16 protein-coding genes are annotated in these 21,530 nt (G+C 72.6%); 13 read left to right on the forward strand and 3 right to left on the reverse strand.

The window, feature by feature from the left end; translation table 11 throughout:
- Positions 1–63 precede the first annotated feature (63 nt).
- Positions 64–867, reverse strand: a complete 804-nt coding sequence (locus tag ACIGAQ_RS35115; RefSeq protein ID WP_311685556.1) for a methyltransferase domain-containing protein — start codon at positions 865–867, stop codon at positions 64–66.
- Between the two features lie 190 nt (positions 868–1,057).
- Between ACIGAQ_RS35115 and ACIGAQ_RS35120 the strand changes: the two genes are divergently transcribed.
- From ACIGAQ_RS35120 to ACIGAQ_RS35150, 7 genes are all read left to right on the forward strand, one after another.
- Positions 1,058–1,417 carry a hypothetical protein gene (locus ACIGAQ_RS35120; RefSeq protein WP_399790234.1) on the forward strand — a complete coding sequence of 120 codons (360 nt, stop codon included), beginning with the start codon at positions 1,058–1,060 and terminating at the stop codon, positions 1,415–1,417.
- A gap of 168 nt (positions 1,418–1,585) precedes the next feature.
- Positions 1,586–3,832, forward strand: a complete 2,247-nt coding sequence (locus ACIGAQ_RS35125) for an MMPL family transporter (RefSeq protein ID WP_399790237.1) — start codon at positions 1,586–1,588, stop codon at positions 3,830–3,832.
- Entirely contained in the window at positions 3,810–4,382 is a 573-nt protein-coding gene (locus tag ACIGAQ_RS35130) for a GNAT family N-acetyltransferase (protein WP_399790240.1), read from the forward strand. Before ACIGAQ_RS35125 ends, ACIGAQ_RS35130 begins: the two co-directional genes overlap by 23 nt.
- Before the next feature lie 35 nt (positions 4,383–4,417).
- Entirely contained in the window at positions 4,418–4,942 is a 525-nt protein-coding gene (locus tag ACIGAQ_RS35135) for a hypothetical protein (protein ID WP_311685549.1), read from the forward strand.
- 195 nt (positions 4,943–5,137) lie between these two features.
- The gene (locus ACIGAQ_RS35140) at positions 5,138–5,323 is read left to right on the forward strand and encodes a hypothetical protein (protein ID WP_311685547.1); all 186 of its coding nucleotides are present in this window, start codon (positions 5,138–5,140) and stop codon (positions 5,321–5,323) included.
- A 363-nt stretch (positions 5,324–5,686) separates the two neighbouring features.
- On the forward strand, positions 5,687–8,830 hold the full coding sequence (locus ACIGAQ_RS35145) for an AAA family ATPase (RefSeq protein WP_311685545.1): 3,144 nt from the start codon (positions 5,687–5,689) through the stop codon (positions 8,828–8,830).
- Positions 8,831–8,889: 59 nt separating this feature from the next.
- Positions 8,890–9,066: a DUF6191 domain-containing protein gene (locus ACIGAQ_RS35150; RefSeq protein ID WP_399790580.1), complete on the forward strand. Its 177-nt coding sequence runs from the start codon at positions 8,890–8,892 to the stop codon at positions 9,064–9,066.
- 119 nt (positions 9,067–9,185) lie between these two features.
- On the opposite strand, the gene ACIGAQ_RS35155 is transcribed toward ACIGAQ_RS35150, so the two are convergent.
- Both ACIGAQ_RS35155 and ACIGAQ_RS35160 read right to left on the reverse strand, forming a co-directional pair.
- Positions 9,186–10,358: a PQQ-dependent sugar dehydrogenase gene (locus ACIGAQ_RS35155; RefSeq protein WP_311685542.1), complete on the reverse strand. Its 1,173-nt coding sequence runs from the start codon at positions 10,356–10,358 to the stop codon at positions 9,186–9,188.
- A 143-nt stretch (positions 10,359–10,501) separates the two neighbouring features.
- Positions 10,502–11,500 carry an aldo/keto reductase gene (locus tag ACIGAQ_RS35160; RefSeq protein ID WP_399790245.1) on the reverse strand — a complete coding sequence of 333 codons (999 nt, stop codon included), beginning with the start codon at positions 11,498–11,500 and terminating at the stop codon, positions 10,502–10,504.
- A 77-nt stretch (positions 11,501–11,577) separates the two neighbouring features.
- Here ACIGAQ_RS35160 and ACIGAQ_RS35165 point away from each other — a divergent pair, with 77 nt between their 5' ends.
- The 6 genes from ACIGAQ_RS35165 to serA all read left to right on the forward strand — a co-directional run bounded on the left by ACIGAQ_RS35165 (position 11,578) and on the right by serA (position 21,523).
- Positions 11,578–12,528: a 2-hydroxyacid dehydrogenase gene (locus ACIGAQ_RS35165; RefSeq protein WP_311685538.1), complete on the forward strand. Its 951-nt coding sequence runs from the start codon at positions 11,578–11,580 to the stop codon at positions 12,526–12,528.
- 424 nt (positions 12,529–12,952) lie between these two features.
- Entirely contained in the window at positions 12,953–15,970 is a 3,018-nt protein-coding gene (locus tag ACIGAQ_RS35170; protein ID WP_399790248.1) for a putative bifunctional diguanylate cyclase/phosphodiesterase, read from the forward strand.
- 230 nt (positions 15,971–16,200) lie between these two features.
- The gene (locus ACIGAQ_RS35175) at positions 16,201–18,045 is read left to right on the forward strand and encodes an acetolactate synthase large subunit (RefSeq protein ID WP_311685534.1); all 1,845 of its coding nucleotides are present in this window, start codon (positions 16,201–16,203) and stop codon (positions 18,043–18,045) included.
- A gap of 22 nt (positions 18,046–18,067) precedes the next feature.
- Complete coding sequence (gene ilvN / locus ACIGAQ_RS35180) at positions 18,068–18,592, forward strand: acetolactate synthase small subunit (RefSeq protein WP_010048631.1); 525 nt, start codon at positions 18,068–18,070, stop codon at positions 18,590–18,592.
- Between the two features lie 121 nt (positions 18,593–18,713).
- The gene (ilvC, locus tag ACIGAQ_RS35185; RefSeq protein ID WP_311685529.1) at positions 18,714–19,712 is read left to right on the forward strand and encodes a ketol-acid reductoisomerase; all 999 of its coding nucleotides are present in this window, start codon (positions 18,714–18,716) and stop codon (positions 19,710–19,712) included.
- A 221-nt stretch (positions 19,713–19,933) separates the two neighbouring features.
- Positions 19,934–21,523, forward strand: coding sequence for a phosphoglycerate dehydrogenase (gene serA, locus ACIGAQ_RS35190; RefSeq protein WP_094056256.1), 1,590 nt, complete (start codon positions 19,934–19,936; stop codon positions 21,521–21,523).
- Positions 21,524–21,530: the final 7 nt, after the last annotated feature.

Genomic DNA, 21,530 nt, shown 5'->3' on the forward strand with positions numbered 1-21,530 from the left:
CCGCCCGCGGACGCGACCGAGGGGGGATGCACCGGAGCCGGTGCATCCCCCCTCGTCATGCACTTACTGGCGGCGCCCGACGACCCGGACGAAGCCCAGCGTGCGGCCCCGGTCGAGGCGCAGCATCTCGGCCGACCGGCCGGCCATCTCGACGTGCCACGGGTCGGTGTGCTCGTCGGCCACGGCCTCGCTCCAGCGCAGCCAGTCGCGCCAGCCGTCCTGGAGCCAGTCAGCCGTCTCGACCTCCACGGCCCCGCTGCGGGTCCAGTGGCGGCGCCACCAGGCGGCCGTGTGGAAGCACCAGAAGGCGGGCTCCCAGTACGGCCCGAGGTGCTCCGGCGGCTCGACGCCGTCGATCTCCTCGCGCAGCGCCGGTACGACGACGCCGATCCGCCCGCCGGGCTTCAGCAGCCGCGTCAGCTGCGGCAGGTACAGGTCGTCGGTGCCGAAGTACTGGTAGGCGTCGACGGAGACGATCGCGTCGAAGGTGTGCTCGCCGAACGGCAGGTCGTGCGCCTCGGCGAGGACCGGCAGCACGCGGTCGGCGACGCCCGCCCCGGCGATGCGCCCGGCGTTCTCGTCGGGCTTGATCCACAGGTCGGCGGCGGTGACCTGGACGTCGTACTCCTTGGCCAGGAAGATCGACGTCATGGCGCGGCCGCAGCCCAGGTCGAGCACGCGCGAGCCGGGGCTCAGGGTGTCGAGCCCCAGGGCCGGGGCCAGCCACTCCAGCAGCCACAGCGCGTGCGGACCCATCTGGTTGTCGATGGTCCAGCGGGCGTCGTAGCCGTTGCTGCGCGGGTAGCCGGGGTGGCTCACCCGGTCAGCGAGGGGGTCGTTCGGGGTCCGGGAAGTGATGTCCGACATCGGTGAACGGGCTCCTTGAGTCCTTGAGGAAGAGAGAGAATGCGGAGGAGCTCGGTCGGACCGTCAAACAACGCACCTGCTTCGGCCGGGCGGCGGGATGCCGCGGGTGTCGCTCGGACGCGCGGACGTTAGCAGCGGGTGTCCGGCCCCCGCACCCGGTTTTTCCGGCCGACGCGCTACCGTCTCGGCCATGAGTGGACGCGCTGATTCCGACACCGACCCGGAGATAGCGGACTCGGAGACGGCCGTGGAGCAGGACGACCCCGAAGACCGGCCGGAACAGGACGACGCCGAGGACCTGTGGGAAGACGCCCGCCGGGCCCGCTGGACCGCCGCCGGCACCGGGGGCGCCCTCGCCCTCGCGGGTCTGGCCGCCGCGCTGCTCCGCCTCGCCCGCTCCGCCCCGGCCCTCGTCCCGGCCGCGTACGCCACGGGCGCCGCCGTGTGCGCGGCCGCCGCCCTGCTCGGCTCCCGGGGCCGCACCCGGCGCGCGCTGTGGCTGCTGGTCGCCGGAGTCATGGTCATGGCGCTGGGGGACCAGTTCGACTGATCGCGGCGGGCCGCGACCGCTGTGAAGAAACCCACGAAACCGACAAACGATCTCGTTCACCTGTAAGAGTGGCTTCGCATTGCTCATGCGTTCTTTGCGGGCTGTTCAGTTCATGGACGACTGTTCCCGGTCAAAGATCCACAAAAAGTAACTCTGGGAGCACGATTCGTGGCAGCCCTCGCACGCTGGTGTGTCCGACGCCGTCTGGTCACCGTTCTGCTGTGGCTCCTCGCCTTCGCGGGGGTCGCCACGGGCGCCGCCGTCGCCGGCACCACGTACTCGAACGACTACCAGGTCCCCGGCACCGAGTCCGGCCGCGCCACCGAGCTGCTGCACGAGGGCTTCCCGCAGCTCGGCGGCGACAGTGACACCGTCGTCTGGCACACCGACTCCGGCAGCGTCCGCGCCGCCGACGTCGAGCAGACGATGACCCGCACCCTGGACCGCATCGAGAACCTCCCCGGCGTGGCCTCGGTCACCGGCCCCTACGACGGGCCGGGCAGCGGCCGGATCAGCGCGGACGGCCGCACGGCGTACGCCACGGTCACCTTCGACGACCGGGCCGAGGACATCGCCGAGGGCGAGGCGCGGGCGGTCGTCGACACCGCGAAGAGCGCCGAGAGCGACGGGCTCCAAGTGGAGCTGGGCGGCAGCGCGGTCGCGCTCACCCAGTCCTCCGGCGGGCACATGGCGGAGATCGTCGGCGTGCTCGTCGCCGCGGTGGTGCTGTTCCTCGCCTTCGGCTCGCTCGCGGCCTCCCTGCTGCCCATCGCCACGGCCCTGGTCGGCGTCGGCACCGCCTACGCCGGCATCGTGCTGCTCGGGCACGCCATGACCGTCGCCGACTTCGCCCCCATGCTCGGCATGCTGATCGGGCTCGGCGTCGGCATCGACTACGCGCTGTTCATCGTCACCCGGCACCGGCGGGGTCTCAAACGCGGGCTGTCCGTCACCGAGGCCGCCACGAACGCCGTCCAGACCACGGGACGGGCCGTCGTGTTCGCGGGTGCCACCGTTTGCATCGCGCTGCTCGGCATGCTGATCCTCCGGCTGAGCTTCCTCAACGGCGTCGCCATAGCGGCGAGCCTCACGGTGATCCTCACCGTCGCGGCGTCCGTGACCCTGCTGCCCGCCCTGCTGTCCCTGATCGGCATGCGCGCCCTCAGCCGCCGCGAGCGCCGCCGGCTGGCCGAGCACGGGCCCGAGCCCGAGCTGCCCACCGGCTTCGCGGCCCGCTGGTCGGCGTTCGTCGAGCGCCACCCCAAGCTCCTCGGCGTGGTCGCGCTGGCCGTGATGGCCGTCCTCGCGTTGCCCACCTTCTCCCTGCACCTGGGCACCTCCGACCAGGGCAACGACCCGCGCACCGCCACCACCCGGCAGGCCTACGACCTGCTCGCCGACGGCTTCGGCCCCGGCGTGAACGGCCCGCTCACCCTCGTCACCGAGGTCGACGGGGCCGGCGACAAGCTCGCCCTGGACAACCTCGACGCCACCCTGCGCGCCACCGACGGCGTCGCCTCGGTCACCCCGGTGACGTTCGGCTCCGGCGGCCACAGCGCGTACCTCACCGTCGTCCCCGACTCCTCGCCGCAGTCCGAGCGGACCAGCGACCTCGTGGACCGGCTGCGCGGGGAGGTGCTGCCGCGCGCCGAGTCCGGTACCTCGCTGGACGTGCAGGTCGGCGGCATGACGGCCGGCTACGACGACTTCGCCGACGTCATCGTCTCCAAGCTGCCCGTCTTCGTCGGGGTGGTGATCGGCCTCGGCTGTCTGCTGCTCCTGCTGGCCTTCCGGTCGATCGGCATCCCGCTGAAGGCCGCCGCGATGAACGTCGCCGCCGTCGCCTCCGCCTTCGGCGTGGTCGTCGCGATCTTCCAGTGGGGCTGGGGGAGCGAACTGCTCGGCCTCGGCAGCGCCGGGCCCATCGAGCCCTTCCTGCCCGTGATCATGGTGTCGGTGCTCTTCGGCCTGTCCATGGACTACCAGGTCTTCCTGGTGAGCCGGATGTACGAGGAGTGGCTGGAGACCGGCGACAACCGGCGGGCCGTCCGCGTCGGCCTCGCCGAGACCAGCCGGGTCATCAACTCGGCGGCGGTCATCATGATCTCCGTCTTCCTCGCCTTCGTGCTCAGCGGCGACCGGGTGATCGCCATGTTCGGCATCGCCCTCGCGGCCGCCGTCGCCCTGGACGCCTTCGTCCTGCGCACCCTGCTCGTGCCCGCCCTGATGCACCTGCTGGGCGGCGCCAACTGGTGGCTGCCCCGATGGCTCGACCGGCGCATGCCGCGCATCAGCATCGAGCCGCCCGAGACGCGTGCCTCCCATGAGAGGCTGGCCGCCGCGACGGACGCCGAGGTGGCGGACGTCCTGGCGGAGGAGGAGCGACAGCGGGATGTACGCGATATCCCTGGGTGACGACGCCGAGCTGAGGCCCCTGGAGCCCTGGCACGCCGCCGAGTTCCTGGCCCACCTGGAACGCGGACGGGACTTCATCGGCCGGTACATCCCGTTCGGGACGACCGAGACGGACCTGCTCTCCGCCCGGGCGAAGCTCCAGGTCTACGCCGACATGCGGGCCGCCGACACCGGCTCCCTGCACGGCCTGTGGCTGGACGGGACGCTCGTCGGCGGTGTGCTGTTCCTCAACTTCGACGCGGCGAACGGCACCTGCGAGGTCGGCTGCTGGCTGGAGCCCGCCGGGACCGGCCGGGGGCTCGTCACCCGCGCGATGCGGGTGCTGATCGACTGGGCCGTCGAGCAGCGCGGCATCCACCGCGTCGAATGGGTCGCCGCCTCGGGCAACCAGCCGAGCCTGAACGTGGCGCGGCGACTCGGCATGACCCGCGACGGCGTGCGCCGCGCGGCTCACCACTACGGTGGCGTACGGCACGACCTCGAAGTCTGGTCGGTGCTGGCGCCCGAGTGGCGCGCGGCACGCGCGCGTGCCGGTCACAGCGATCATTAAGAGACTTCTCAGACAGCGACCCTACGGTGCGAGACATGGCAACGAACGCAGTGGACGAGACCGAGGCCACCGAGGCCACGACCGACGAGAAGGCGGTGGACATCACCGAGTCCGACGAGGTGACCGGGTCCGAGGCCCCGGCCCCCGTGACCAAGGAGGACGGCTCCCAGGGAGTCGGCCAGGGCGCCGGTGCCGTGGTCTCCGCCGCGCTGGGCGTCGTCTCGCTCACCGGCAGCTGGGTCGGCACGGTGGCCTCCGCCCGCCGCAACCTGATCGGCCAGCTGGAGACCGCGCAGAACGCGAGCGTGGCCAAGCAGATCCAGGCCGTCTACGGCGACGCCTGGCAGACCACCGCGCTGTGGGCCGGCCTGTTCGCGCTGACCGCGCTGGTCGTCGGCGTCGTGGTGCTCGCCCGCCCCGCGTTCGGCACGCCCGGCCGTGTCCAGGCGCCGTGGATCAAGTCGGTCGCCTGGGCGGGTGTCGCGCTCGGCGTCATCGGCCTGTTCCTGGCCGTCCTCAAGTACACCGGCGTGCTGCTCGGGCTGCCGTCCGCGAGCTGAGCCGCCGCGGCTCCGAGGGGTCTCAGTCCCTCCGTAAGCACCTTACGGAGGGCCTAAGACCCCTCACGCGTGTCTAAGGCCCCGCCGGGCTCCCAAGATGCGGAACTCTCCCGATGTGGCGGCCCCGCCTGGGAGACGAAGGTGGAGACATCGCGGAGGAACCCCTCCGGGACGGTCTCTCACCAAGGACACGCCATGTACGAGTACGAACTCCAGCAGCTGCGCACCGCCGACCTCATCCGCCGGGCCGACCACGAGCGCCGCGTCCGCGAGGCCACCCGCGCCCGCCGCGAGGCCCGCCGCGCAGCCGGCCACGGGGCCGCGGAGCACGAGAGCCATAGCCGCCCCTTCCGGCGGTTGCGCTCGGCCCGGGCCGCGTGAACGGGGAAGCGGGAACGGCCGCCCCGGACGGGCCGACGGCCGGCACCGCGCGCGTGAACACAGCGGCCGCGACCACCCCCACGGTGGCCGCGGCCGCTCGCACGAGCCCGCCACCCGCCCGCACGACAACACCAGGGACCGGCCACGTGGCTGCCGCGACCGGCCACGCGGCTACGGGAATCGGCCACGCGGCTGCCGAGGCCGACCGCACGCCTGCCGTGACCGAGCGCACGGGTGCCCCGACCGTCCGGCCGGAGCCGGCGCCCGGGCCTGGGCGGGACCTGGTGGGGCCCGTGCGGGGTGGGGGCGGGGTCTGCCGGGTCAGCGCCCGGGCGTTCCGGAGTCGCTCGTGGGGAGGCCGGTATGAGCCGTGAGGGCGCCGTGGCCGCGAAAACCGGTGCCGGGGTGTCGGACCCGCGTGCGATGCTCGGGGCCGTGGAGACCAGGTCCGTCAGCCCCGTGTTCGTCGGCCGCGCCGAGGAGTTGGGCGCGTTGCACGACGCGCTCGTCCGCTCCCGCGAGGGAGAGCCGCAGGCCCTGCTCATCGGCGGGGAGGCCGGCGTCGGCAAGACCCGGCTGGTCGAGGAGTTCACCGGCGCCGCCCGCCGCCACGGCGCGGTCGTCGCGCTCGGCGGCTGCGTCGAGATCGGTGCCGACGGGCTGCCCTTCGCCCCCTTCTCCACGGCCCTGCGCGCCCTGCGCCGCGCCCTGCCCGCCGAGCTGGCCGCCGCGGCCGCCGGGCAGGAGGAGGAGCTGGCCCGGCTCCTGCCCGAGCTGGGCGAATCCGGCTCCGGCCGGCACGACGAGGACGGCATGGCCCGCCTCTTCGAGCTCACCGCCCGCCTGCTGGAGCGCGTCGCCGCCGAGCACACGGTCGTCCTCGCCCTGGAGGACCTGCACTGGTCGGACGCCTCCACCCGCCACCTGCTCTCCTACCTGTTCCGCACCCTGCGCACCGGCCGCCTCGTCGTCCTGGCCACCTACCGCTCCGACGACATCCACCGCCGCCACCCGCTGCGGCCCCTGCTCGCCGAACTCGACCGGCTCCGCACCGTCCGCCGCCTCGAACTCGCCCGTTTCACCCGCGACGAGGTGTGCCTCCAGGTCGCCGGCATCCTCGCCCACGAACCCGACCCGGACCAGGTCGACGCGATCTTCGCCCGATCCGACGGCAACGCCTTCTTCGTCGAGGAACTCGCCGTCGCCGCCCACGAGGGCTGCTCCACCGGCCTGACGGACTCCCTGCGCGATCTGCTGCTCGTCCGCGTGGAGGGACTGCCCGAGTCCGCCCAGCAGGTCGCCCGGATCGTCGCCGAGGGCGGCTCCACCGTCGAGTACCGGCTGCTCGCCGCCGTCGCCCGGTTCGCCGAGGACGACCTCATCGAGGCGCTGCGGGCCGCCGTGAACGCCGGCATCCTCACCCCCGCGCCCGGCGGCGACGGCTACCGCTTCCGCCACTCCCTGGTCCGCGAGGCCGTCAGCGACGACCTGCTCCCCGGCGAGCGCTCCCGCCTCAACCGCCGCTACGCCGAGGCCCTGGAGACCGACCCGACCCTCGTCCCCGCCGACCAGCGGGCCACCCGCCTGGCCAGCTACTGGTACCACGCCCACGACGCCGCCAAGGCCCTGCCCGCCGTCCTTGACGCCGCCGTCGAGGCCCGCCGCCGCCACGCCTACTCCGAGCAACTCCGGCTGCTCGAACGCGCGATGGAGCTGTGGGACTCCGCCCCCGACGCCGTGCGCGCGACCCTGCGCCCGGCCGACTACGCCGAGGTCTACCCACCCTGCGGCTGCGACCCGGCCACCACCGCGCTGAGCCACCTCGACCTGCTGGCCGAGGCGGCCGTGGCCGGACGGCTCTGCGGGGAGCGCGAGCGCGCCCTGAAGATCACCAAGCGGGCGCTGCGCCTCCTCGACGAGGAGAACGGCCCCGCGGCAGGCTCCCCACCGCGGGTGAAGGGCAGGGACCCCCAGCGCGCCGCCTGGTTCTGGATCCAGCGCTCCCGGCTGGTGCAGGGGCTCGCCCGCGGCGACGGCTGGAAGGAGATCGCCACCGCCCAGGAGCTGGTCCGCGGGCTGCCGCCGTCCGCGGTGCACGCCGAGGTGCTCGCCACCGCCGCCCACTGGTCGATGCTGCACGAACCGGGTCCCGACGCCCTGACGGCCGCCGAACGGGCCGTGGAGTACGCGCGCATGGTGGGCGCCGACGCCATCGAGTCCAACGCCCGGCTCACCCTCGGCGGACTCATGGTGGACGCCGGGCAGATCGAGGCCGGGCTGGCGCACATGTACGAGGTCAAGGACGAGGTGGTGGTCCGCGGCCTGGCGCCGATCGTGGGCCGCAGCCATGTGAACCTGCCCTCCGCCCTGGAAGGCGTCGGCCGTTCCGAGGAGTCCGTGGCCATCCTGCGCGAGGGCCTGCGGCTCACCTCGGAGATGGGCCTGCGGGACGCCGAGGGCTGGGTCTGGGGCAACCTCGCCGAGTCGCTCGTCTCCCTGGGCCGCTGGGACGAGGCCGCCGAGGCCGCGGCCAACGCCCAGCGGCGCGCGCAGACGGCAGGGCCGCACGGCGCCGGCGCCAACATCCTGGCGTTCCTCGCCCTCGCCCGCGGCCGGGTGGCCGAGGCGGCCCGGCATCTCGCCGAGGGCCGCGCCTCGTACGGCCCGCACGACCCGATGCCGCAGCACGACCTGCCGATCGCCGGCCTGACCATCGGGGTCGCCGTCGCCGAGGGCCGCCTGCCCGACGCCCGCGCCGAACTGACCCGCACCCTGCGCTCCGGCTTCCCGCCCGGTACCCAGCGCTACGCCTGGCCGCTGCTGCTCCAGGCGGCCACCGCCGAGGCCGACACCCGCGAGCTGCCCGCCGCGCGCGACGGCCGCGAGGAGGTCCTGGAGCGGATCTTCGCCACGGTCAAGCGCCTGACCACCAACGCCCCCGTGTGGCTCGCCCACGAGCAGTGGGTCCGCGCGGAGCTGCACCGCGCCGCCGGCCGCTCCGCCCCGCAGGCCTGGTCGGACGTGGTCACCGCCTTCGAACCCCTGGGCCGCCCCTACGACCTCGCCCGCGTCCGCCTCCGCCTGGCCGAGGCCCTGCTCACGGCCGGTGGTGAGGACGAGCGCGACCGGGCCACGGAACTGCTCCGTCTCGCCCGCGGCGTCGCCCGCCACCTGGGCGCCCGGCCCCTCGCCGACGCCGCCGACGCCCTCGCCCGGCGCGCCCGTCTCGTCCTCGTCCCCGCCGTCGAACCGGCCGGGGCCGCCGCCGACCCCGCCGAGGCCCTCGGCCTGACCAGCCGGGAACGGGACGTGCTGCGGCTGGTGGCCGCCGGCCACACCAACCGCCGGATCGCGCAGGAGCTGTTCATCTCCCCGAAGACCGCGAGCGTCCATGTCTCCAACATCCTCGCGAAGCTCGGCGTCTCGGGCCGCGGAGAGGCGGCCGCGGTGGCGCACCGGCTGGGTCTGTTCCCGGCCGGATCGCTCACGTCACGGCCGGCGGGCTGAGGCATACGCTGGAGGGGACGTCGCGAGCGCCGCGGCCCAGGGAGGCTCCGTTGTTCAACATGTTCGAGGAACTGTTCTCGCCCGGCCGCAAGCACACCCGCGACGAGCAGAAGCGCCTGGAGCTGACCCGCGAGGACGTCGGCGACGCCGACCCCGGACGCGGCCCGATAGACCTGGCGTCCGGCAAGGTCGTCGTACGCCCGCCGACGGAATCCGAGGACGACGAGGAGGACTAGGCGCCCCCGGAGTCCCGGGAGTCCCCGGAGTCCCCGGAGTCCCCGGAGTCCCCGGAGTCCCGGGAGTCCCCGGAGTCCTCGGAGTCCTCGGAGTCCTCGGAGTCCCCGGAGTCCCTCGCCTACTTCACGCGCAGTTCCAGGATCCGGTCGTCGCCGTCCTCCGGGGCGCCCCTGCCGTCCGTGTTGCTGGTCACCAGCCACAGGCGGTCGCCGCCCGCCGGGACGACCGTGCGCAGCCGGCCGTACTCGCCCTCCAGGAACGCCTGCGGCTCGGCCGAGGCCGCGGTGCCGTTCAGCGGGATGCGCCACAGCCGCTTGCCGCGCAGGCCCGCCATCCAGACCGAGCCCTCGGCGTAGGCGATGCCGCTGGGGGAGGCCTCGGCCGTGCTCCACTGGTCGACGGGGTTCCGGAACCCCGAGTCGTCGGACTTCCCCTCCGCCTCCGGCCAGCCGTAGTTGCCGCCCGGCTTGATCGCGTTGAGCTCGTCCCAGGTGTCCTGCCCGAACTCCGAGGCGAACAGCCGCTGCTTGGTGTCCCAGGCCAGACCCTGCACATTGCGGTGGCCGTACGAGTACACCGGCGAGCCGGAGAACGGGTTGCCCGGGGCCGGCTCGCCCTCCGGGGTCAGCCGCAGGATCTTGCCGCCCGTGGAGTCCCGGTCCTGGGACAGACCGGTCTCGCCGCTCTCACCCGTGCCGACGTACAGCATCCCGTCCGGGCCGAAGGCGATCCGGCCGCCGTTGTGGATGAAGCCCTTGGGGATGCCCCGGAAGACCGTGTCGGGCGCGCCGAGCTGCTCGCCGGCGGGCTTGCCGGCGTCGTAGAGCATGCGGACGACGCGGTTGTCGCCGGCCGAGGTGAAGTACGCGTAGACCATGTGGTCGGAGGCGAAGTCGGGCGAGAGCGCGATGCCGAGGAGGCCGCCCTCGCCCTCCGCCGCGACCCCGGGCACCTCGCCGAGCTCGGTCTTCCTGCCGGTCTTCTCGTCGACCCGGACGATCGTCCCCTCGTCGCGGGAGGAGACGAGCAGGCCGCCGCCCGGCAGCGGGGCGAGGCCCCAGGGGGACTCCAGGCCCTCGGCGACGGTACGGACCACCGTGACCGAGCCCTTCGCGGGGGGTGTCTCCTCGCCGGCCTGGCGCGGCGGCGCGGACGAGCCGGGTGCCGTGCGGCTCGGGGAGGCGCTCGCGTCGGCGCCGGCCGGCCCTCCGTCGTCGGAGGAACAGCCGGCGGTCAGCAGGAGCGCTGCGGCGGCCAACACGGCCGGGACGGCTCGACGTTGCACGATCATGGTCCCTTCGACGCGGCGGGGTTCTCCCTGTCATACACCGCTCGCGCCTCCCAGGTTCCCGATCACGGAACGTCCAACCGTGAACAGGGGGTTCGCCCCTTACGTCCGGGGGGGGGCGGTTCACACCCGGCTGCCGCGCCCGCTCAGTCCCACGAGCCCTGGGCCGGGGGCAGCTCCGCGATCTCCCTGAGGTCCTCGGGTTCCAGCCGCAGACCCGCGGCGGCCGCGTTCTCCGTGACCCAGCGCTCCTGCTTCGTCCCCGGGACCGGCACCACGTGCCGGCCCTGGGCGAGCACCCACGCCAGGGCGACCTGGCCGGGCGAGACGCCGTCGCCGTGCCGGCGGGCCACTCGGCGCAGGCCCGCGACGATCGGCTGGTTCGCGGCCATCATCTCGGCCGTGAAGCGGGGGTGCCGGGCGCGCAGGTCGTCCGCCTCGAAGCCCGCGCCGGGCCGCAGCCGCCCGGTCAGGAAGCCGTTGCCCAGCGGCATCGCGGCGAGGAAGCCGACCCCGCGGGTCGCGCACCACGGCAGCAGGGCCTCCAGCGCCTCCGGCGACCACACCGACAGCTCCGCCTCCACCGCGCTCACCGGGAAGACCTGCTGCACCCGCTCCAGCTGCCGGATCGTCGCGTCGTGCAGCCCGCTGCCGCCCCGGCGCGAGGACCGGGCGCCCACCGCGCACAACCCCAACGCCCGCACCTTCCCGGCCTGGACGAGCTCCGCCATCGCGCCCCAGGTCTCCTCGACGGGCACCTCCGGGTCGGCCCGGTGCAGCTGGTAGAGGTCGATGACGTCCGTCTGAAGCCGTCGCAGCGAGGCGTCGCAGGCCCGCTTCACGTAGCCGGGGCGGCCGTTGGCGACGATGTGCTGGTCGCCCACGAGCAGCCCGACCTTCGTCGACACGAAGGCGTCCGAGCGCCGCTCCTTCAACGCCCGCCCCACCAGCAGCTCGTTGGTGAACGGGCCGTACATGTCGGCCGTGTCCAGCAGGGACGCGCCCAGGTCCAGCGCCCGGTGCACCGCCCTGAGCGACTCCTCGCCACGCTGCCGCGAGGTGCTGTAGGCCCAGCTCATCGGCATGCACCCGAGTCCGACGGCCCCCACCGCGAGTGCGCCCGCGCCGATCGTCCTGCGCTCCACCTGGTCGTGACCCTCCCTGTTCCGGCCACCCCAACCTAACCTCTGCCGTGGCGCGCTCCTGACATAGCCTCCGGAGCATGACTGCTGACGTGTGGCTGCCCATCCCGCCGGACGAGATCGAGGGACTCCCCGAGGGGCCGCGGTACCGCTTCTGGGACGGCGCCGAGGACTTCCCCGCCGACCCGGCCGACTGCGCCTTCTACGTCGTCCCCTATATGAAGCCCAGCGCGCTGTGCGTACGTCCCCTGGCGCGGATGAGCCGCGTCGAGGTCGTGCAGACCCTCTCCGCGGGCATCGACCACGTCGAGCCGGGCCTGGGGCGGCTGCGTCCGGGCGTGCGGCTGTGCAACGCGCGCGGGGTCCACGAGGCCAGCACCGCCGAGCTCACCCTGGCGCTGATCCTGTCGTCGCTGCGCGGGATCCCCGACTTCGTGCGCGCCCAGGAGCGCCGGGAGTGGCTCGGCGGCTTCCGGCCCGCGCTCGCCGACAAGAACGTGCTCATCGTCGGATACGGATCGATCGGTTCCGCCATCGAGGACCGGCTCGTTCCGTTCGAGCCGGCGCGGGTGGCGCGCGTCGCGCGCTCCGAGCGCACCACGGCGCGCGGGCCGGTGCACCCGCTCACCGAACTCCCCGCGCTGCTCCCCGCGGCGGACGTCGTGATCCTGTCCACGCCGCTCACGGAGACCACCCGCGGCCTGGCCGGAGCCGACTTCCTGTCCCGCATGAAGGACGGTGCGCTGCTGGTCAACGTGGCCCGGGGCCCCGTCGTGGACACCAAGGCCCTGCTCGCCGAACTGGAGAGCGGCCGCCTCACCGCCGCCCTGGACGTCACCGACCCCGAGCCCCTGCCGCGCGAACACCCCCTGTGGCGTGCGCCGGGGGTACTGATCAGCCCTCATGCCGGCGGTCCCACCTCCGCGTTCCTGCCGCGCGCCAAGCGGCTCCTGGTGGACCAGTTGAGCCGCCATGTGAACCGGGAGCCGCTCCGCAACGTGATCCTCACGACGGGTGCACCCACCGGCTGACCGACTTCGAGTACCGTCCGCAATCCTCCGGGCGCGGTGGGTACTCATATATCTGTTGATCGTCACGGAGAGTAGAGAACCTATGTCCCTGAGTGACGAGACTGGTGTATCGTCCCGACAGGGGCTGCGCCGGGGCACGTTCGGCGCCGGGGACGGACACTTCAGGACTGTGAGGGGGGCGACAGGCGATGCACGGCCTATGGACGAGCGATCCGACGGGGCAGGGCGGCCGGCGGCGACCCTGGCGGACGGCCGCGGGCAGACGCGGCCGGCCCGCCGATCACGGCGGCCACCGCGCCCAGCACAGCGACCGGCACACCGATCACAGCCATCACCGCCGCAGGCCCGGCAGCCGCAGGAGGCAGGCCCAGCCGGTCCATCGGCGCCCGCGGGACCCCGGAGCGACACGGACCGGGAGCGTCCGGTGAGCGCGCCCCCGACCACCACGCTGGACGGAGCGCTGCGGGCACAGTCTCCGGCCCCCCAGAGTGCGCTGCTGCCCCGCATGCCCGCCCGCGGCCACCGGCCGGGCCTGGCCCTCCAACTCGTCCTGGCGCTGGCCTGCGCGGGATACGCCATCGGCGCCGCGTTCGGCTGGGGCTCGCGCGAGATGGCCCTGATCATGGGCGACTTCGGGCTCAGCGCCGCGGCGGCCACCGCCTCCGTGTCGTGCTTCCTCTACGCCCGAAGCCGCCGCACCCGCTTTCGATCCGCCTGGCTGCTGTTCGGCCTCTCCTCGGCGATGGCGTCCCTGGGCAACCTGGTCTGGGGGTGGTACGAGGTGGTCCTCGGCCTGCCCGTGCCCAGCCCCAGCTACGCCGACCTGTTCTTCCTCTGCTTCGCGCCGCCCGCGATCGTCGGGCTGCTGGTCCTCGCCAAGCGGCCGGTGACCAAGGCCGGCTGGGTCTGCCTGGGGCTCGACGCCTGGCTGATCGGCGGCTCGCTGCTCACCCTGGCCTGGAGCCTCGCCCTCGCCCAGGCCGCGAGGTCCGAAGGGCCCGACGTGGCGCACACCGCGCTGTCGCTGGCCTACCCGCTGCTCGACATCGCGCTGGTCAGCATGGTGCTGGCGCTGCACTTCCGGCGGTCCTCGGTGAACCGCTCGGCGGTCAACACCGCCATCGGCGCGCTCGCGCTGACCGTGATGTGCGACGCCCTGTTCACCTCGCCGCTGATGCACCACGACTACCGCTCCGGCCAGTTGCTCGACGCGGGCTGGTTCGCGGGCTCGCTGCTCCTGGCCTACGCCCCGTGGGCCGCGCCCCGCGCGGCGGAGGGCGACCGGCACGGCCCGGACCGGCACGGCGCGGCGGGGCACACCCGCGTCGTGCACGAGCACGTGCCCGGACAGCGCAGCGGCCCCCACTCCCTCCCGGCCCTGCCCGGAGGGGAGCACAGCCGCTACCCGGCCGCCCGGCCCATCGCCGGCTCCCTCGCCGCGCTCACGCCGTACCTGGCGGCCGCCGTGTGCACCCTGGGCATCCTCTACAACGTCCTCAACGGCCGCAGCGTGGACCGCGTGGTCCTGCTGACCGGGGGCACGGTCGTGCTCGCGCTGGTGGTGCGCCAGGGCATCATGCTGCTCGACAACATCACCCTCACCCAGGAACTGGCCCAGAAGGAGAACCACTTCCGCTCCCTGGTCCAGGGCTCCAGCGACGTCATCATGATCGCCGCCCCCACCGGTGTCCTGCGCTACGTCTCCCCGGCCGCGGCCGGCGTCTACGGCCGCCCGGCGGAGGAACTGGTGGGCACGGAGCTGGCCCATCTCATCCACCCCGAGGACCTCGGCTGCGTCGTGCACGAGGTGCGCAGATTCCTCGCCGCCAACCCGGTCGAGGAGCCCACCACGCGCATCGAGTGCCGCTTCCGCTCGGGCGACGGCGGCTGGCTGAACGTCGAGTCGACCGTCAACCGCCATCACGGCGGCCTCATCTTCAACAGCAGGGACGTGACCGAACGGGTCCGGCTGCAGGCCCAGTTGCAGCACAACGCCGAGCACGACCCGCTCACGGACCTGCCCAACCGCGCCCTGTTCACCCAGCGCGTCCAGCACGCGCTGTCCGGCCGCCGCGCCTCCGACCGGGGCCTGGCCCTGCGCAACACGGCCGTGCTCTTCATCGACCTCGACGGCTTCAAGGCCGTCAACGACACCATCGGGCACCAGGCCGGGGACGAGCTGCTCGTCCAGGCCGCCCGCAGACTGCAGGACTCGGTCCGCCAGGGCGACACCGCGGCTCGGCTCGGCGGGGACGAGTTCGCGGCCCTGATCGTCGGCGACAACACCCGCGACCGACAGGCCCGGGAACGGCACATCCTGGAGCTCGCCGACCGCCTCAGGACGACGCTGTCCCAGCCCTACCTCATCGACGGCAACGATGTCCGTGTCAACGCCTCCATCGGCGTGGCCTTCGCCGAACCGGGCCTCGGCGCGGGCGAGCTGCTGCGCAACGCGGACCTGGCGATGTACCGGGCCAAGGCCGGCGGCAAGGGCCGTGTCGAGCTGTACAAGCCGCAGATGCAGCAGGACGTCGTGCGCAAGGCGGAGCTGGCCACCCGGCTGCGCGCCGCGCTGCACGACGGCGAGTTCGCCCTGCTGCACCAGCCGGTGGTGTGCCTGGCGGACGGCCGGATCGCGTCGGTGTCCGCGCAGGCGCGCTGGCGCTCCTCCCAGGGGGTGCTCTTCACCCCGGCGGAGTTCCTGCGCGTGGCCGAGGACAGCGACAGGACCGCCGAGCTGGGCCGCTGGATGATCGAGGAGGCCGTCGAGCAGGCCGCCGAACGGCACGCGACCGGGCTGTCCGTGCCGGTCGCCGTCCGGATGAGCGCCCGCCGGCTGCTGGACAAGTCCATGCCGCTCGGCACGATCGAGGCACTGCTCACCCGGCACGGCCTGCCGTCCGGCTCGCTGGTCATCGAGCTGTCCGACGCGGACCCGAGAGTCCCGCTGGACGAGCTGGAGCGGCGTCTGGGCGCCCTGCGGCGCGTCGGCGTACGGATCGCGCTCGACGGCTTCGGCAACGGCTGTGCGGCGATCACGGCCCTCAGGAGGCTGCCCGTCGACATCCTCAAACTCGACCGCGGTCTGGTCGAGGGCGTCGTCGAGTCCGCCCGGCTGCACAAGATCACCAGCGGGCTGCTGCGCATCGCCGGTGACCTGGGGCTGCAATCCGTGGCCGAGGGGGTCGATCTGCCCGAGCAGGTGGTCGCCCTGCGCGCCATGGGGTGCACCCACGGGCAGGGCATGGCCTTCTCCGGGCCGCTGGACGAGTACCGGTTGCGCCGGGCGCTCGCGGGCGGCCACTACCCGCTGCCGCATGCACCGGCCGAACCGGCCCTGGCGGGCGGCGCGGGCCGGGTGTACAGCGCGAACGTGTCCGCCGTCATCGGAGGCGGCACGGCCCTCCGTTCACATAATGAGACTCCCGTCCCACCCACTTGACAGTGAGTGCGTGCCGGGGGGAGGGTCTGTGCCATGCGCACCCGAATTCTCGTACTTGGACAGCGCGTCGGCTGACGCTGAGCCTCGACCGCTCAGCGACCCCACCCGGCGCGCTCCCCTCGCTTGCCTTATGGCACGAGGGGTTTTTTGTTGCACAGGCACCCCCCGTGCAGCAGCCGAAAACCGCACGAACCTCGCAAAAACCCTCAGCATCTGAGAAGAGAATGCCGATGACCGAGCAGGCCACCGGGGCCCACCACCCGCAGCCCCGGCCCCGATCCGGAGGACACTCCGCCCCCGAGCAGGTGACGGGCGCGCAGTCCCTCATCCGCTCTCTCGAGGAGGTCGGCGCCGACACGGTATTCGGCATTCCCGGCGGTGCGATCCTCCCGGCCTACGACCCGCTGATGGACTCCACCAGGGTGCGCCACGTCCTGGTCCGCCACGAGCAGGGCGCCGGACACGCCGCCACCGGCTACGCGCAGGCCACCGGCAAGGTCGGCGTCTGCATGGCCACCTCGGGCCCCGGCGCCACCAACCTGGTCACCCCGATCGCCGACGCGCACATGGACTCCGTGCCGCTGGTCGCGATCACCGGTCAGGTGGCGTCCAAGGCGATCGGCACGGACGCCTTCCAGGAGGCCGACATCGTCGGCATCACCATGCCGATCACCAAGCACAACTTCCTCGTCACCAAGGCCGAGGACATCCCGCGGATCATCGCGCAGGCGTTCCACATCGCCTCCACCGGCCGCCCCGGCCCGGTCCTGGTCGACATCGCCAAGGACGCCCTCCAGGCGAAGACGACCTTCTCCTGGCCGCCCACCATGGACCTGCCCGGCTACCGCCCGGTGACCAAGCCGCACGCCAAGCAGATCCGCGAGGCCGCCAAGCTGATCACCCAGGCCCGCCGGCCCGTGCTCTACGTCGGCGGCGGTGTGCTCAAGGCCAAGGCCACCGCCGAGCTGAAGGTCCTCGCCGAGCTGACCGGCGCGCCCGTCACCACCACGCTGATGGCGCTCGGCGCGTTCCCCGACAAGCACCCGCAGCACCTGGGCATGCCCGGCATGCACGGCTCGGTCGCGGCCGTCACCGCCCTGCAGAAGGCCGACCTGATCGTCGCCCTCGGCGCCCGCTTCGACGACCGCGTCACCGGCAAGCTGGACAGCTTCGCCCCGTTCGCAAAGATCGTCCACGCGGACATCGACCCGGCGGAGATCGGCAAGAACCGCGCCGCCGACGTGCCGATCGTCGGCGACGCCCGCGAGGTCATCGCCGACCTGATCCAGGCCGTCCAGAAGGAGCACGGCGACGGCCACCAGGGCGACTACAGCATGTGGTGGAACGACCTGAACCGCTGGCGCGAGACCTACCCGCTCGGCTACGACCAGCCCGGCGACGGCTCGCTCTCCCCGCAGGCGGTCATCGAGCGCATCGGGCAGCTCGCTCCCGAGGGCACGATCTTCGCGGCGGGCGTCGGCCAGCACCAGATGTGGGCCGCCCACTTCATCGAGTACGACAAGCCCGGCACCTGGCTCAACTCCGGCGGCGCCGGGACGATGGGCTACGCCGTCCCGGCCGCCATGGGCGCCAAGGCCGGGGCCCCCGACCGGGCCGTCTGGGCCATCGACGGCGACGGCTGCTTCCAGATGACCAACCAGGAGCTCACCACCTGCGCCCTGAACAACATCCCGATCAAGGTCGCCGTCATCAACAACGGCGCCCTCGGGATGGTCCGCCAGTGGCAGACCCTCTTCTACAACCAGCGGTACTCCAACACCGTCCTGCACTCCGGCCCGGACGACGTCAACCCGGAGGCCCGCGGCACCCGCGTCCCCGACTTCGTGAAGCTCTCGGAGGCCATGGGCTGCCACGCCATCCGCTGTGAGTCCCCGGACGACCTCGACAAGGTCATCGAGGAGGCGAACGCCATCAACGACCGCCCCGTCGTCGTCGACTTCATCGTCCACGAGGACGCCATGGTCTGGCCGATGGTCGCCGCCGGCACCTCCAACGACGAGATCATGGCCGCCCGGGACGTCCGCCCCGACTTCGGCGACAACGAAGACGACTGAGCGAGAGAGACGTAAGAAGACCATGTCCAAGCACACGCTCTCCGTCCTGGTGGAGAACACCCCCGGCATCCTGGCCCGGATCGCCGCCCTCTTCTCCCGCCGAGGCTTCAACATCGACTCGCTCGCCGTCGGTGTCACCGAGCACCCCGACATCTCCCGGATCACCATCGTCGTGGGGGTGGAGGACCTGCCGCTGGAGCAGGTGACCAAGCAGCTCAACAAGCTCGTCAACGTGCTGAAGATCGTCGAACTGGAGCCGTCGCAGGCCGTCCAGCGCGAACTCGTCCTGGTGAAGGTGCGCGCCGACAACGAGACGCGCTCCCAGATCGTCGAGATCGTCCAGCTGTTCCGCGCCAAGACCGTCGACGTCTCCCCGGAGGCCGTCACCATCGAGGCCACCGGATCCGGCGAGAAGCTCTCCGCGATGCTCAAGATGCTGGAGCCGTACGGCATCAAGGAGCTCGTCCAGTCCGGCACGATCGCCATCGGCCGCGGTGCCCGTTCCATCACGGACCGGTCGCTGCGCGCCCTGGACCGGTCGGCGTAACACCCGGAACGGGCGGTCGGCGCGCCGTCGGCCGCCCGTATTCCGAGACCCTCAGACTTCCCTTCCGCCCCCCGTCATACGGTGGGACGCAACACCTGCACTCCCGAGGAGAGAACCCAAAGTGGCCGAGCTGTTCTACGACGCCGACGCCGACCTGTCCATCATCCAGGGCCGCAAGGTCGCGGTCATCGGGTACGGCAGCCAGGGCCACGCCCACGCGCTGTCGCTCCGTGACTCGGGTGTCGACGTCCGCGTCGGTCTGCACGAGGGCTCCAAGTCCAAGGCCAAGGCCGAGGAGCAGGGCCTGCGCGTGGTGAGCCCGTCGGAGGCCGCCGCCGAGGCCGACGTCATCATGATCCTCGTCCCGGACCCGATCCAGGCCCAGGTCTACGAGGAGCACATCGCCCCGAACCTGAACGACGGGGACGCCCTGTTCTTCGGTCACGGCCTGAACATCCGCTACGGCTTCATCAAGCCCCCGGCCGGCGTCGACGTCTGCATGGTCGCCCCGAAGGGCCCGGGCCACCTGGTCCGCCGCCAGTACGAGGAGGGCCGCGGCGTTCCGTGCATCGCGGCCGTCGAGCAGGACGCCACGGGCAACGGCTTCCAGCTGGCCCTGTCCTACGCCAAGGGCATCGGCGGCACCCGCGCCGGCGTCATCAAGACGACCTTCACCGAGGAGACCGAGACCGACCTGTTCGGTGAGCAGGCCGTCCTGTGCGGTGGCACCGCGGCGCTGGTCAAGGCGGGCTTCGAGACGCTGACCGAGGCCGGCTACCAGCCGGAGATCGCCTACTTCGAGTGCCTGCACGAGCTGAAGCTGATCGTGGACCTCATGTACGAGGGCGGCCTGGAGAAGATGCGCTGGTCCATCTCCGAGACCGCCGAGTGGGGCGACTACGTCACCGGCCCGCGCATCATCACGGACGCCACCAAGGCCGAGATGAAGAAGGTCCTCGCCGAGATCCAGGACGGCACGTTCGCCAAGAACTGGATGGACGAGTACCACGGCGGTCTGAAGAAGTACAACGAGTACAAGAAGCAGGACTCCGAGCACCTGCTGGAGACCACCGGCAAGGAGCTGCGCAAGCTCATGAGCTGGGTCGACGAGGAGGCGTGAGCCCCCAGGGCCCGGCCGCGGCACCGACGCCGCGGACGGGCCCTTTCCCGTCCGGGTGATCCTTCCGCCAACGCGCAGGACGCCCCCCGCCGCACCACTACACTGCTGCACATATACGCGTCAGGCCCACAGCGTCGTGCGTCTTCCACGCGGCAAGCACCCCTCCACCGCCTGCGGCCGTCGGGACGGCCGTCCGCAGCACTGGACTTGTGAGGACTCACGTGAGCTCGAAACCCGTCGTACTCATCGCTGAAGAGCTGTCGCCCGCCACCGTCGACGCGCTGGGCCCGGACTTCGAGATCCGGCACTGCAACGGCGCGGACCGAGCCGAACTGCTCCCCGCCATCGCCGACGTGGACGCGATCCTGATCCGTTCGGCCACCAAGGTCGACGCCGAGGCGATCGCCGCCGCGAAGAAGCTCAAGGTCGTCGCACGAGCCGGCGTCGGCCTGGACAACGTGGACGTCTCCGCCGCCACCAAGGCCGGCGTGATGGTCGTCAACGCCCCCACCTCGAACATCGTGACCGCCGCCGAACTGGCCTGCGGTCTCCTCCTCGCCACCGCCCGCAACATCCCGCAGGCCAACGCCGCGCTGAAGAACGGCGAGTGGAAGCGCAGCAAGTACACGGGTGTCGAGCTGGCCGAGAAGACCCTCGGCGTCGTCGGCCTCGGCCGCATCGGCGCGCTCGTCGCGCAGCGCATGTCCGCCTTCGGCATGAAGGTCGTCGCCTACGACCCGTACGTGCAGCCCGCCCGGGCCGCGCAGATGGGCGTCAAGGTGCTGTCGCTGGACGAGCTGCTGGAGGTCTCCGACTTCATCACCGTCCACCTCCCCAAGACCCCCGAGACCCTCGGCCTGATCGGCGACGAGGCGCTGCGCAAGGTCAAGCCGAGCGTGCGCATCGTCAACGCCGCGCGCGGCGGCATCGTCGACGAGGAGGCGCTGTACTCGGCGCTGAAGGAGGGCCGGGTCGCCGGGGCCGGTCTCGACGTGTACGCGAAGGAGCCCTGCACGGACTCCCCGCTGTTCGAGTTCGACCAGGTCGTCGCCACCCCGCACCTCGGTGCCTCCACGGACGAGGCGCAGGAGAAGGCCGGTATCGCCGTCGCCCGCTCGGTGCGCCTCGCCCTCGCCGGCGAGCTCGTGCCGGACGCGGTGAACGTGCAGGGCGGTGTCATCGCCGAGGACGTCAAGCCGGGTCTGCCGCTGGCCGAGCGCCTGGGCCGGATCTTCACCGCGCTCGCCGGCGAGGTCGCGGTCCGCCTCGACGTCGAGGTCTACGGCGAGATCACCCAGCACGACGTGAAGGTGCTGGAGCTGTCGGCCCTCAAGGGTGTTTTCGAGGACGTCGTCGACGAGACGGTGTCGTACGTCAACGCCCCGCTGTTCGCGCAGGAGCGCGGTGTCGAGGTGCGCCTGACCACCAGCTCCGAGGCGACCGAGCACCGCAACGTCGTCACGGTGCGCGGCACCCTCGCCGACGGCGAGGAGGTGTCGGTCTCCGGCACGCTGGCCGGCCCGAAGCACCTCCAGAAGATCGTCGCCGTCGGGGACTACGACGTGGACCTCGCGCTCGCCGACCACATGGCGGTGCTGCGGTACGAGGACCGGCCGGGTGTCGTCGGCACGGTCGGCCGCATCCTGGGCGAGGCGGGCATCAACATCGCCGGTATGCAGGTCTCGCGTGCCGTCGCCGGCGGTGAGGCGCTGGCCGTCCTCACCGTCGACGACACGGTCACCCCGTCGGTGCTGGCCGAGGTGGCCGCCGAGATCGGCGCCACGTCCGCCCGTTCGGTGAACCTGGCCTGACCTTCCC

Origin of the sequence: Streptomyces sp. NPDC085932 (assembly GCF_044540525.1) — a bacterium.
GTDB classification, from domain to species: domain Bacteria; phylum Actinomycetota; class Actinomycetes; order Streptomycetales; family Streptomycetaceae; genus Streptomyces; species Streptomyces levis.